At 68.8% G+C, this 13,558-nt stretch carries 11 protein-coding genes; 3 read left to right on the top strand and 8 right to left on the bottom strand.

Features of this window, described 5'->3' with window-relative positions:
- The first annotated feature begins 70 nt into the window (after positions 1–70).
- Entirely contained in the window at positions 71–1,042 is a 972-nt protein-coding gene (locus tag BW981_RS12800) for a D-2-hydroxyacid dehydrogenase (protein WP_076439712.1), read from the top strand.
- A gap of 8 nt (positions 1,043–1,050) precedes the next feature.
- A complete protein-coding gene (locus tag BW981_RS12805; protein ID WP_076439713.1) occupies positions 1,051–2,265 on the top strand; it encodes an MFS transporter in 1,215 nt (404 codons plus the stop codon).
- A 3-nt stretch (positions 2,266–2,268) separates the two neighbouring features.
- Here BW981_RS12805 and BW981_RS12810 read toward each other — a convergent pair whose 3' ends face one another.
- A complete protein-coding gene (locus BW981_RS12810; RefSeq protein ID WP_076439715.1) occupies positions 2,269–2,796 on the bottom strand; it encodes a hypothetical protein in 528 nt (175 codons plus the stop codon).
- Between the two features lie 134 nt (positions 2,797–2,930).
- The gene (locus BW981_RS12815; protein ID WP_076439716.1) at positions 2,931–4,598 is read right to left on the bottom strand and encodes a GMC family oxidoreductase; all 1,668 of its coding nucleotides are present in this window, start codon (positions 4,596–4,598) and stop codon (positions 2,931–2,933) included.
- 188 nt (positions 4,599–4,786) lie between these two features.
- Between BW981_RS12815 and BW981_RS12820 the strand changes: the two genes are divergently transcribed.
- Positions 4,787–6,826, top strand: coding sequence for an NAD(+) synthase (locus BW981_RS12820; RefSeq protein WP_076439718.1), 2,040 nt, complete (start codon positions 4,787–4,789; stop codon positions 6,824–6,826).
- A gap of 48 nt (positions 6,827–6,874) precedes the next feature.
- On the opposite strand, the gene BW981_RS12825 is transcribed toward BW981_RS12820, so the two are convergent.
- The 6 genes from BW981_RS12825 to BW981_RS12850 all read right to left on the bottom strand — a co-directional run bounded on the left by BW981_RS12825 (position 6,875) and on the right by BW981_RS12850 (position 13,435).
- Positions 6,875–8,230, bottom strand: a complete 1,356-nt coding sequence (locus tag BW981_RS12825) for a PepSY-associated TM helix domain-containing protein (RefSeq protein WP_076439920.1) — start codon at positions 8,228–8,230, stop codon at positions 6,875–6,877.
- A gap of 61 nt (positions 8,231–8,291) precedes the next feature.
- Positions 8,292–8,690: a hypothetical protein gene (locus BW981_RS12830; protein WP_210188666.1), complete on the bottom strand. Its 399-nt coding sequence runs from the start codon at positions 8,688–8,690 to the stop codon at positions 8,292–8,294.
- 161 nt (positions 8,691–8,851) lie between these two features.
- Positions 8,852–9,553, bottom strand: a complete 702-nt coding sequence (locus BW981_RS12835; RefSeq protein WP_076439722.1) for a L,D-transpeptidase — start codon at positions 9,551–9,553, stop codon at positions 8,852–8,854.
- 149 nt (positions 9,554–9,702) lie between these two features.
- The gene (locus BW981_RS12840) at positions 9,703–11,553 is read right to left on the bottom strand and encodes an ABC transporter ATP-binding protein (protein ID WP_175624119.1); all 1,851 of its coding nucleotides are present in this window, start codon (positions 11,551–11,553) and stop codon (positions 9,703–9,705) included.
- Between the two features lie 18 nt (positions 11,554–11,571).
- Positions 11,572–12,510, bottom strand: coding sequence for an ABC transporter permease (locus BW981_RS12845; RefSeq protein ID WP_076439724.1), 939 nt, complete (start codon positions 12,508–12,510; stop codon positions 11,572–11,574).
- On the bottom strand, positions 12,476–13,435 hold the full coding sequence (locus tag BW981_RS12850; protein ID WP_076439726.1) for an ABC transporter permease: 960 nt from the start codon (positions 13,433–13,435) through the stop codon (positions 12,476–12,478). The genes BW981_RS12845 and BW981_RS12850 overlap by 35 nt, the downstream gene beginning before the upstream one ends.
- Positions 13,436–13,558 lie beyond the last annotated feature (123 nt).

Consider the following 13,558-nt stretch of genomic DNA (forward strand, 5'->3'; position numbering starts at 1 on the left):
CGTGCGAGGTTGGGCCGGATCGGCGCCGGCCCAGCATTGCCGCCGTCGACGAACGAGGAGCACGACACGCATGGCCTTCCTGCCCGGGGACGAGGCGCTCACCATCGGCTTCGCCCATGCCGCCTATCAGATGCGGGACGAGTATCTCGCGCGCGGCCTCAAGGCGAAGAGCTTCGAGGTCCGGACTTTCGACGATCTCAGGGCACGGGCGCCGGAGGCCGATGTGCTCGTCGTCTCCGGCCTGTGGCGCAACGAGCTGCTGCCCTCCCTGCCGAAGCTGCGCTTCATCCAGTCGATCAGCGCCGGCACCGACCAGTTCGACAAGGCCGCGCTCGCCGCCGCGGGCGTCAGGCTCGCCAGCGCGCAGGGCAGCAACGAGCGGGCGGTGGCCGAGCATGCGATGGCGCTGATCCTCTCCCTGTCCCGCCAGCTCCATCTCGGCCGGGACAACCAGGCCGCCCGGCAGTGGCGCCCGATGATCGGCGACCGCGCCCGCCGCGAGGACGAGCTCGGCGGCAAGACTCTCGTCATCGTCGGCCTTGGCCGCATCGGGCTGCGGCTGGCGAAGCTCGCTTGCGCCTTCGACATGCGCGTCATCGGCGTGCGCCGCAGCCCGGAGCCGGCCGACCATGTCGAGGCGGTCGTGCGGCCGGACCAGCTCGCCGAGGTGGTGGCGCAGGCGGATGTCGTGGCGCTGACCTGCCCGCTGACACCGGAGACGGAAGGGCTGATCGACGCGGAGATCCTCGCGGCGATGAAGCCGTCCGCAGTCCTGATCAACGTCGCGCGCGGCCGCGTCGTCGATGAGGCCGCGCTGCTCGAGGCGCTGAAGGCCGGCCGCATCGCCGGTGCCGGGCTCGACTGCTTCCACGAGGAGCCGCTGCCGGCAGCCTCGCTTTTCTGGGTCCTCCCGCAGGTCATCGTCACGCCGCACAGCGCCGGCGAGACCCGCGCCTATGAGGGCAACGTCATCGACCTGCTGCTCGACAATCTCGCCCGCTTTCGCCGCGGCGAACCGGTCCTGCGCAACCCGATCGTCTGAGGATCACGATGCCGGCCCGCCCGCTCCGCCCCGGCGGCCCGCTGCTGATTCCCGCTCTGGGCGTGACCCAGGTCTTCGGATACGGAGCGCTTTACTACGCCTTCACGGTGCTCGCGCCGCGTATCACCGCCGAATTCGGCTGGCCGCCGGAATGGACCTTCGGCGGCTTCGCCGCCGGGCTCCTTCTCGGCGGGGCCGTGGCGCCGCTGACCGGCAGCCTCATCGACCGCCACGGCACGCGGCTCGTCATGACCGTCGGATCGGTCCTGGCGGGGCTGTCCCTGATCGTCCTTGCTGAGGCGCAGGGCCTGGCAAGCTACGTCGCGGCGATGGTGGCGTTGCAGGCGGTGACCACCGCCGTGTTCTACGATGCTGCCTTCGCGGCCCTGACGCAGGCGCGGGGCGGGCAGGCGCGCCGTGCCATCAGCCAGCTCACGCTGATCGGCGGCTTCGCCTCCACCCTGTTCTGGCCCCTCACCAGCGCGCTTCTCGCCTGGCTCGACTGGCGCGGCGTCTACCGGCTCTACGGGCTCTCGCAGATCCTGGTCTGCGCGCCGCTGCATCTGCTCCTGCTGCCCGGGCGGGTGCGCCGGCCGGTTGTCGAGCAGGCCGGCGTGGCCGCCGCCAATGCGGTGCCGGAGGAGGTGGACTATCTGACGGGCCCCGTCCGCCGCCGTGCCTTCCTGTTGTTGGCGCTCGCCTTCTCGCTGCAGGGCTTCGTGGTCTCGGCCATGGCGGTGCACATGCTCACGCTGCTGCGCGGCTTCGGCCTTGCCGGCTCGGTCGCCGTGGCGATCGGCGCGATGCTCGGCCCTTCGCAGGTGGCGGGCCGCCTCGTCGAGATGCTGTTCGGCCGCGCCGTGCCGCCTGTGACGACGGCCTGGGTCTCGGCCTGCCTGATGCCGGTCGGTCTCCTGCTCCTGCTCGCCGGCGGGGCGGTCCCGCTCGTGGCCGGCGCCTTCGCGGTCGCTTTCGGCATCAGCATGGGGCTGAGCTCGATCGTGCGCGGAACGGTGCCGCTGCAGCTCTTCGGCCCGGTCGGCTTCGGCGCGATGATGGGCCGGCTCTCGGCGCCGGGCCTGGTCATCAAGGCGGCGGCGCCGCTCGTCTTCGCAGTCAGCCTGGAGCGGGCGGGCGTCTCGGCCTCGACGCTGCTGCTCGCGGCCATTTCGGCTCTGGCGGCGGCGGCCCTGCTCGCGCTCGCCCGGGCGGCGAAGGCCTGAGCCTCAGGCGGAGACCGTCCGCCACCAGTCGCGCGCCCTGTCGCGCACCCGCACCGCGAAGCCATAGGCGGCGGTGGCCCGGACCCAGCCCAGAACCCGGTCGCGCACGCGCACGACCTGCCCCATGATCCAGGCGAACCAGGGATAGCTCAGAAGCTTCTCGCGGCCCGCCTCATAGATGCGCTCGACGAAGACGAAGCTCATCAGATGGGCGAAGGCGGTGACGGCCAGACCCGCCCAGAACTGCTCGCGCGCGAACAGGACGAGGCCGAAGATCTTCAGCGGTTCGGCGATGGCGAAGGGAACAGCCAGCGCGACGAGCACGAGCGGCCGCGGCAGCCCGGCGACCGTCTCCTCCAGCCGCTTCATCACGCGCAAGCCCGCGATCCACCGCAGCAGCGGCCGGTAGAGCGGCCGCAGCAGCTCGTCGACGACGACGAAGACGGTCAGCACGCCGCGCAGCAGCGCCAGCAGGCCGCGCAGGACGGGGCCGCGCTTCGGCGGGGGCGGGAAGGACAGGGGCTCGGGCATGCGATCGAAATGTAGAGCGCGGATTCGGGGCGTTTCAAGGCCGTGGCTAAGGTCGCAGCCTTGATGCGTCGTCATCCCGGGTCTGCGCTTCGCTCCTCCCGGGATGACGGGACTGCCGGCGACAAGCGATGAACTTACCCCCGCCCATCCTCCGTCAGCATCGCGACGCCCTTCTCCGCGATCATCATCGTCGGGTTGGCGGTGTTGCCGGAGGTGATCGCCGGCATCACCGAGGCGTCGATGACCCGCAGGCCGCTGACGCCGCGCACGCGCAGCCGCTCGTCCAGCACCGCCATCCGGTCGTCGTCGCGGCCCATCTTCACGGTTCCGACGGGGTGGAAGATCGTCGTGCCGAGCTGGGCTGCCGCCGCCAGCAGGTCCTCGTCCGACTGTGCCGCGGGGCCGGGCGAATGCTCCTCCGGCCGGTAGCGGGAAAGCGGCGCCTGCGCCACGATCCGGCGCGTCAGCTTGAGCGCATCGACCGCGACCCGCCGGTCTTCCTCGGTATCGAGATAGTTTGGCGAGATGACCGGCATGTCCCGCGGGTCCGGCGAGCGCAGATGCACGCTGCCGCGGCTTGTCGGCCTGAGATTGCACACGCTCGCCGTAAACGCGTCGAAGGGGTGCAGCCCGGAGCCCCAGCTGTCGAGCGAGAGCGGCTGGAAATGATATTGCAGGTTGGCCGTCGCATAGTCGGGCGAGGATTTGACGAAGGCGCCGACCTGCGAGGGCGCCATGGTCAGCGGGCCCGAGCGCAGCGCCGCCCATTGCAGCGCCATCAACGGCCGGCGCCAGAGCCTGGCATAGTCGCCGTTCAGCGTGCGGATGCCCTGGACCTTGTAGACCGGCCGGATCTGCAGATGGTCCTGCAGGTTCTCGCCGACGCCGGGCGCATCGACGATGACATCCAGCCCGAGCGAGCGCAGCCGCTCGCCGGCGCCGATCCCCGAGCGCTCCAGCAGCAGGGGCGAGGCCACGGCGCCGGCCGACAGCACGACCTCGCCCTCCACCTCGACCCTCAGCTTCTCCTCGCTCGGCGTCCCCAGCCCATGGGTGAACTCGACGGCCACGGCCCGGCCCTGCTCGAACACGACGCGCTCGACATGCACCCGCGTCTCCACCCGCAGATTGTCGCGGTCGCGCTGGTCGAGCAGCGGCCTCAAAAAGGCGTTGAAGGCGCTGAGCCGGCGCCCGCGCCGCTGGTTGACCTGGAAATAGGCCGAGCCCTCGTTGTCGCCGGTGTTGAAGTCGGCGATCTTGGCGATGCCGGCCGCCTCCGCCGCGTCGCGGATGGCGTCGAGGATCGCCCAGCGCACACGCGGATTCTCGACCCGCCATTCCCCGCCCGCCTTGTGCAGGCCGCCGGGCGGCGGGGCGATATGGTCCTCATGCTTCAGGAAATAGGGCAGCACGTCGTCCCAGCCCCAGCCCGTCAGGCCGAGCTGGCGCCAGCCGTCATAATCGGCCGCCTGCCCGCGCATGTAGATCATCGCGTTGATCGCCGAGGAGCCGCCGACGACCTTGCCGCGCGGATAGGCCAGCGCCCGCCCGCCCAGGCCCGCCTGCGGCTCTGTCTTGAACAGCCAGTCGGCGCGCGGATTGCCGATGGCGTAGAGATAGCCGACGGGGATGTGCAGCCAGATCCAGTCGTCCTTGCCGCCGGCCTCCAGCACCAGCACCTTGTGGCTGGGGTTGGCGGCGAGACGGCTGGCGACAACGCTGCCGGCCGAGCCGGCGCCGATCACGACATGGTCGAAGCGGCCGATCAGGCGGCGGTCTGCGGCGGGCTTGGCATCGGACATGGCGTTTCCCGGATCGGCGGCTGGGCCGCTCTCAGGCGATGAGGGATAGCGCCTGCCGCCATGACACGGCAATCGCGCGGGCATGCGACGATCAACCATGCCGGGAGCAAGACGCCGCCGCGCGCCGCGCCGCCTTGCTAGTGCCCCCGCCCCTGCGCGATAAGCGGGGACGGCGAGACGGAGTATCCATGGGCTTCCGCAACATCCACGAGCACGGCCTGGTTCGCGTCGCCTGCGCGGCGCCCCGCGTGAAGGTGGCCGATCCCGCCTTCAACACGCAGCGCACCCTCGCCATGCTGCAGAAGGCGGACGAGGCCGGCGCCTCGCTGTGCCTCTTCCCCGAACTCGGGATCAGCGCCTACGCGATCGACGATCTCCTGCTTCAGAACCCGCTGCTGGACGCGGTGAAGGCCGGGCTCGCGCGCCTCGTCGAGGAAAGCCGGACGCTCGCCTGCGTTGCCGTCGTCGGCGCACCGTTGCGGGTGGAGGGGCGGCTGTTCAACTGTGCGGTCGCGATCCATCGCGGCCGCATCCTCGCCGCCGTGCCGAAGACCTTCCTGCCGAACTACCGCGAATTCTACGAGCGCCGCCAGTTCGCGCCCGGCGAGCGGGCAGGGGCGCTCACCATCGAACTCTGCGGCCAGGACGTGCCCTTCGGCACGGATATTCTCCTCTCTGCGACCGATCTGCCCGACTTCGTCGTCCATATGGAGATCTGCGAGGATGTCTGGACGCCGATCCCGCCCTCCTCCTACGGGGCGCTCGCGGGCGCGACCGTGCTGCTCAACCTCTCGGCCTCCAACGTCACCATCGGCAAGTCGGAATGGCGCCATGCCTTGTGCAAGGCCCATTCCGGGCGCTGCATCGCCGCCTATGCCTATTCCGCCGCCGGCACGGGCGAATCCACCACCGATCTCGCCTGGGACGGGCAGGCGATGATCTACGAGAACGGGGCGCTTCTCGCAGAGGCCGAGCGCTTCGCCGAAGATCCCGAGCTGATCCTCGCCGATATCGACCTCGAGCGGCTGGTGATGGACCGCATCCGCCAGAACACCTTCGGCGACAGCATCGACGCCCATCGCGAGAAGCTCGCCTTCCGGCGCGTCGGATTCGAGCTGAATCCGGATCGGGGGAGCGATCTTGGTCTTGCCCGCGCCGTCGAGCGCTTCCCCTTCGTCCCCAGCGACGATGCCCGCCTGAACGAGCTCTGCTTCGAGGCCTACAACATCCAGTCGCACGGCCTGCGCCAGCGGCTCGCCTCAACGAAGCTCGAGAAGGTGGTGATCGGCGTCTCCGGAGGCCTTGATTCGACGCAGGCGCTGCTCGTCGCGGCCCATACCTTCGATGCGCTCGGCCTGCCGCGCCAGAACATCCTTGCCTATACGCTGCCCGCCTTCGCCACCAGCAAGGGCACCAAGGACCAGGCCTGGCGGCTGATGCGGGCGCTCGGCGTTTCGGCCGAGGAGATCGACATGACGCCGGCCTGCCGGCAGATGCTGGTCGATATCGGCCATCCCTTCGCCAAGGGCGAGCCGCTCTACGATATCACGTTTGAAAACGTGCAGGCCGGCGCCCGCACCTCGGTGCTCTTCCGCCTCGCCAACAAGCACAACGCGCTGGTGATGGGCACCGGCGATCTCTCGGAGCTGGCGCTGGGCTGGTGCACCTATGGCGTCGGCGACCAGATGTCCCATTACAACGTCAACGGCTCGGTCCCGAAAACGCTGATCCAGCATCTGATCCGTTGGGTGGCCCAGTCCGGCCGCGTCGGCGAGGAGGCTTCGGACGTCCTGCTCGACATCCTCGGCACCGAGATTTCGCCCGAGCTGGTGCCGGGGGAGGGCGACGAGCCGGCGCAGAAGACCGAGGATTTCGTCGGCCCCTACGCGCTGCAGGACTTCAACCTCTATTATACGACGCGCTATGGCTTCCGCCCCGGGAAGATCGCCTTCCTTGCCGAGAAGGCCTGGGGCGACGCGGAGGTCGGCACCTGGCCGCCTCATATGGAGGAGGCCCGGCGCCTCGCCTATGAGCTGCCGGTGATCAAGCGCTGGCTCGGCGTCTTCATCCGCCGTTTCTTCGAAACCAGCCAGTTCAAGCGCTCGGCCATGCCCAACGGCCCCAAGGTCTCGTCGGGCGGCTCGCTCTCCCCGCGCGGCGACTGGCGCGCGCCGAGCGACGCTTCGGCCGCGGCCTGGCTGGCGGACTGGCAGCGGATTCCGGATTGAATCGAAAGGGGTGCCGGCCCGGGCGTATCGGCCCGGGCCGGCTCTGCCTCATGCCGTCCGCAAGTTACGGATCCCGTAGCTCGCGCCTTCGATCAGCAGGAAGGCGAGCATCGAGAGGCCGACCATCGGGAAGAACACGCCGGTGGCCAGCGCGAGCGCCAGAAGCGGAAGCGGCACCGTGTTCCCGGCGGGCAGGGTCGGCGCGCCGAGCCCGCCGGCCGGACGGCGCTTCCACCACATGATGCAACCTGACACCGACAGCAGGACGATGCCGGCCAGTGCCGCCAGCAGGACCAACTGGTTCGCGAGGCCGAAGGCCTGCCCCATATGGATGCTGACGCCCCATTCGGCCATCCGGCCGAGCGGCCCGAGATCGCTGAGCCCCATGTCGAACAGCACCTGGCCGGTATACTGGTCGAGGTGTACGACCCGCTCCTGCCGGATGTCGTCGGGATAGACCGAGGCGGTGAAGACCCCGTCCGGCTTGGTCGGAATGTTGATCGCATAGCCCGGCGCCATGCCGATCCTGCCCAGCGTGCGGACGACGTCGTCGAGCTTGGCCGGGACGCCGGCAGAGGCGCGCGAGAGCGGCACCGGCTGGTTCTCGATCGCCCAGGGCGCGCGGTCGACCACCTCCTTCAGCGGCACGGTCGAGACCGGGTACTTGTCCCAGTAGCCGTCCGGCATGCCGAGGCCGAGGGCGTAGGAGTAACTGTAGAATTTCTTGCCCCAATAGCCCGACCAGGGCAGGCCCGTCATCGCCAGGAAGACGATGAAGCCGCCGACGAGAAGGCCGGTCACGGCGTGGAGATCGCGCCAGAAGATGCGTTTGGCGGGCGTGCCCCGCACCGAGACGATGCCGCCCTTCTGTCCGCGGGGCCACCACAGATACAGGCCGGATGCGGTCATCAGCACCATCCAGCCGGCGACGCCCTCGATGATCCGCTCCGCCGCCCAGCCGGCCGACTTCAGGCTGTGCAGCTTGCGCACGGTGTACATGGCGGGGGAGCCGGCCGCCCCCGCATCCCAAAGGCTGCCGAGCACCCTGCCGGAATAGGGGTCGACATAAACCGTGTCCTTCAGCCCGTCGGAGCCCAGGATCCTGACCTCGGCCGAGCGGTCGGGGGCCGGGGCGGGATTGTAGCCGCGCAGCGATCCGGGATGGGCTGCAAGCGCGCTGGCGACCAGCTCGGAGGGTGCCTTTGCGGGGCTGGGCTGCGGCGTGACGAGGCGCAGATCGCCGTGCAGCCCGTCATTGATCGTGTTCTTGAACAGGTAGATCGAGCCCGTGACGGCGAGCAGGATCACGAAGGGCAGGATGAGAAGTCCGGCAAAGAAATGCCAGCGCCAGAGCGCGCGATAGAGCACGGAGCCGAGAGCCCCGCCGCGAGACGTGGAAGACATGCAAACAACCTCGAATTCAGCGTGAAGGAACCGGCCGAAGCGCATTCGGCCCTGTGCGGTTTCAGGCTGAGAGGAGAGGTGGCCCGCGCGAATGGAAGGGCTTGAGGGTGCGTGCCGACCCGAAGCCGCCTTCCAGCCGCGGTTGCGGCAACTGGGGGCGGCAAGCAGGCAGTGCCAGAACGACGAGCAGCGGCAGCAGCGCCAGCAGCGGCCCGAGCCAGGGGCAGGGAACGTGGTCGCCCGGCTGTCGCTTGTCGGCGTCCGCAGGCGCCGCGGGGGGGCCGTCCTCGCCGTGGCCGAGCGAGAGATAGATGATCTCGGTACCCGAGCAGAGCGGGATGAAGCCTTCGCGCGGCGGCACGCCGATGACGGGGCCGATGAAGCGGGCGAGCACGGAAAAGGCGAGGAGCAGCAGAAGCTCCGGCCCCCCGATCCGCCTCAGCTTTCGGCAGAACGCCATCATCGATCGTCGACCGACCCCCGTTGTCGCATCGTCCGCAGCCTTAGCGTGCTTGAGCAACCGGGGAAACCGCGGCGCCCGAGGAAAGCCGCAGGCATCGCCGCCGGTGGCGCGGACATGATGTCGCGCTGACGGCGCGGCAGCATCTCCGCACGGCCCGGCTATGCCGCCAGCACGGTCACGGGGGTGCCGAGCGCGACCCGCGCATAGAGATGCGCGATGTCCTGGTTGATCATCCGGACGCAGCCTGACGACACGTTCGAGCCGACGGTCTCGGGCTCCAGCGTGCCGTGGATGCGGTAGCCGAGGTCGCGCCCCTCGCCGAAGAGATACATGGCGCGCGCGCCGAGCGGGCTTTTCGGACCGCCGCGTACACCGAGGCCTCGCGGCGTCTGTTCGAGCTGGGCGCGGATCTCGGGCTGGCGCTCGACCATCTCGCGCGGCGGCACCCAGTCCGGCCAGTCCCGCTTCATGTTGATGCGCGCAGCGCCGGCCCAGCCGAACCCTTCGCGGCCGACGCCGACGCCGTAGCGCGTCGCAACCCCGAGCGACTCGACAAAATAGAGATGATACGAGCCCGGATCGACCACGATCGAGCCCGGAGGTTCCCGCCAGGGGAATTCCACGGTCTGGCGCAGATAGCGCGGATCGATCCTGCCGTAATCGACCGCGAAGATCGGGAAGCGCTCGCCGGGATAGGCCGCGTAGACCTCGGCGTAATTCGGCCTGGACAGCGTGCGCGAGCTGCGCCGCTCGGCTGGTGGCGTGCTGCGCAGCGCGGTGACGCTCCCCGACGAGCAGGCGCCGAGCCCGGCGGCGATGGCCGTCAGCCCTGAGAGGGAAAAAGCGCGTCGGTCGAGCATGGCGGAATCCCGGCAGTGGTCCACCGCCCGGTATCGGAAATTAAGGTTACGGCCGGGTGAAGAGGCGCATGCCCGGTATCTCGAACCCCTCCGCCGAATAAAAAACCCGCGGCCTGCACCGCGGGTCGATGTTTGCGAAGCGGGAAGGCTCAGGCGGCGACCGCCGCCGGCTCCTTCTTCTCCCACTCCTCGCCCCAGACCATCACGGCGTGGCCGGGCGAGACCTCGCGATACTGGCGCACCGGCGGCTCGTAGTCGGGAGCACGGACCGGGCTCTTGATCTCGTCGTTCGAGACAGGGCGCTTGACGAGGCGCCGCGCCGGGTCGGCGACCGGAACGGCCGCCAGCAGGCGCTTGGTGTAGGGGTGCTGCGGGTTCTCGAAGATCGAGACGCGCGGGCCGATCTCGACGATCTCGCCGAGATACATCACCGCGACGCGATGGCTGACGCGCTCGACCACCGCCATGTCGTGGCTGATGAAGAGATAGCCCAGCCCCATGCGGGCCTGCAGGTCGAGCATCAGGTTGACCACCTGCGCCTTCACCGAGACGTCGAGCGCCGAGACCGCCTCGTCCGCCACGATCAGCCGCGGCTCGACCGCGAGCGCGCGGGCGATGCAGATGCGCTGGCGCTGGCCGCCCGAGAACTCGTGCGGGAAGCGGTTGGACATGTCGGGCGAGAGGCCGACGCGCTTCAGCAGATCGGCGACCTTGTCGCGCGCTTCCGAGCGGCTGGCGAGGTTGTTGATCAGCAGCGGCTCGGCGATCGCGGTGCCGACATTCATGCGCGGGTTGAGCGAGGCGAAGGGGTCCTGGAAGATCATCTGCATGCGCTTGCGCTGCTCGCGCAGGTCATGCTGGCTGAGCTTCAGCACGTCGACGCCGTCGAGCAGCACCGAGCCGGCCAGCGGCTCGATCAGGCGCATCACCGAGCGGCCGGTCGTCGACTTGCCGCAGCCGGATTCGCCGACAAGCGCCAGCGTCTCGCCGGCCTTGAGGCTGAAGGAGACGTTCTCGACCGCGTGGACGCGGCCACGAACCGAGGAGAGCAGCCCGCCGCGGATTTCGAAGCGGGTGGTCAGGCCCGAGACCTCCAGCACCGGCCGCTCGGCCGCCTGGACGGTGTCGGGCGTCTCGGTCGGCACGTCGGATTCGCCGGTCAGGCGATCGACGACCGGAAAGCGCATCGGGCGGGCCTTGCCGAGCATCGAGCCGAGCTTCGGCACGGCCGAGAGCAGCGACTTGGTGTAGGGCTTCTGCGGGTTGTGGAAGATCTCCTCGGTCGCGCCGGTCTCGATCTCGTCACCATTGTACATCACCACCGTGCGGTCGGCGATCTCGGCAACGACGCCCATGTCGTGGGTGATGAAGAGGACGGACATGCCCTCCTCGTCCTGCAGCGTCTTGATCAGCTCAAGGATCTGCGCCTGGATCGTCACGTCGAGCGCCGTGGTCGGCTCGTCGGCGATCAGCAGCTTCGGCTTGCAGGCCAGCGCCATCGCGATCATCACGCGCTGGCGCATGCCGCCCGAGAAGCGGTGCGGATATTCGTGGAAGCGCGACTTCGCCGCGGGAATGCGGACCTTCTCCAGCAGGCGCACGGTCTCGGCCTCGGCCTCCGAGCGCGACAGGCCGCGATGCAGGATCAGCGCCTCGGCGATCTGGAAGCCGATGGTCAGCACCGGGTTCAGCGAGGTCATCGGCTCCTGGAAGATCATCGCGATCTCGTTGCCGCGGATGTGGCGCATCTCGGAATCCGGCAGCGTCAGCAACTCCTTGCCGTTGAGCTTGATCGAGCCCTCGATCTTGCTCGACTGCGGCGGGGTGAGGCGCATGATCGAGAGCGCGGTCACGCTCTTGCCGGAGCCGGATTCGCCGACCACCGCCAGCGTCTCCTTCGGCTTGATGTCGAAGGAGATGTTGCGGACGACCGACTTCCACCGCCCGTCGACGCGAAAGGACGTTGTCAGGTTCGAAACGGAAAGGATCGGAGAGGTCATGAGCATTCCTTCTCTGGATCAGATGACGCGGCGGGGGTCCAGCGCGTCACGCAGGCCGTCGCCGATGAAGTTGATGGAGAGCACGGTGAGGAAGATCGAGGCGCCGGGGAACAGCGCCCAGTGCGGCGCGGAATCGAGGTGGTCCTTCGCGTCGAAGAGCAGGCGACCCCAGGTCGGGATGTCCGGCGGGAAGCCGAGGCCGAGGAAGGAGAGGGTCGATTCGGCGATGATCGCGGCGGAAACCTCGATCGTCGCGGCGACGATCACGGGGCCGAGCGCGTTTGGCAGGATATGCGCCACCATCTGGCGCAGCTTGGTCGCGCCCTGCGCGCGCGCCGCCTCGACGAATTCCTTCTCGCGCAGCGAGAGGAACTGCGCCCGCACCAGACGGGCGACGGGCATCCAGCGCAGGCCTCCGATGACGACGACGATCAGCACGAAGACCCCGCCCTCGACGCCGAACAGCGCCTTGAGCTGCTCGCGGAAGAGATAGATCACCAGCAGCAGCAGCGGCAGCTGCGGCAGCGACAGGAACAGGTCCGTCACCCACATCAGCGCGGGATCGGCATATTTGCGCGACATGCCGGCGAAGGCGCCGATGATGACGCCGACGATCGTCGCGACGATCATCGCGGCGAGGCCGACGGCGAGCGAGATGCGCCCGCCATACATCATCCGCGCCAGGATATCCTGGCCCAGATCGTCGGTGCCGAGCGGGTGTTCCCAGCTCGGGCCGTGAAGCTGCGCCGAGAAGTCGATGTCGTTGATCGGGATCGGCCACAGCCAGGGCCCGATGACGACGCCGAGCACCAGGAAGGCGAGCACGAAGGTCGAGATCATCGCGAGCTTGTGGCGCCGGAACCGGCGCCAGGTCTCGCGCCCCGGCGAAACCGGGGCCGAGGCCGGGGCCGCGACCACGGGATCAACTGAAGGAGATGCGAGGGTCGAGCCAGCCATAAAGGACATCCGCAATGAGATTGAAAAGGACCACCAGGCAGGCGAACACGAAGGTCACGGCCATGATCACCGGTGTGTCGTTGGCGAGGATCGCGTCGATCAGCAGGGAGCCGATGCCGGGGACGCGGAAGATCTGCTCGGTGACGAGCGCGCCGCCGAACACGGCCGGCATCTGCAGCGCGACGAGCGTGACGACGGGGATCAGCGCGTTGCGCGTGATGTGGCGCAGCGTGACCTTGCGCTCGCTCAGTCCCTTGGCGCGGGCGGTGGTGACGTAGTCCAGCCGGATCACGTCGAGCACCGAGGAGCGCACATAGCGCGTATAGGACGCCGCCTGGAACAGGCCGAGCACCGTGATCGGCATGATCGCCTGGCGGAACATCTCCCAGTACCAGCGCCAGCCGGTCGCGGCGATGTCGGAGCGGTAGACGAAGGGAAACCAGTCCAGCGACACCGAGAAGATCAGGATGAAGAGCAGGCCGGTGAAGAAGGTCGGCAGCGAGAAGCCGACGAAAGCCAGCGTGTTGGCGATCTGGTCGAACACCGAATAGGGCCGTGTCGCCGCGTAGATGCCGACTGGCAGCGCCACGCACAGCGCCAGGATCTGCGAGGAGCCGACGACGAAGAGCGTGGTCGGCAGGCGCTGCAGGATCAGCGTGTCGACATTGATGCGGCTGGCAAAGGAGAAGCCCCAGTCGCCCTGCACCATGGCCGAGAGCCAGCGCAGATAGCGCACCAGGATCGGGTCGTTCAGGCCGAAGCTGGCGCGGATGGCCTCGCGGACCTCCGGTGGCACGTTCGGATTCGTCGCCATCTCGGAAAAGGGGTCGCCCGGCGCGAGCGCGAGCACCGTGAACAGGATGAGGCTGATGCCGAGCAGGCTTGGAATGGCGATGAGAAGCCGCCGTATCAGATATGTCGCCATGAATGATCTCGAATGCGCGGCAGGGCCGCAAACTGAACGCTGAAAGCACCGACCGCAGAGCGAACTTCGCTCGACGATCGGTTCGGAAGGCCGACAAAGCCACAGATCGCTGGCGTCGCGCCA

The organism is Allobosea sp. TND4EK4 (genome assembly GCF_900156025.1).
Classification (GTDB): Bacteria; Pseudomonadota; Alphaproteobacteria; order Rhizobiales; family Beijerinckiaceae; genus Allobosea.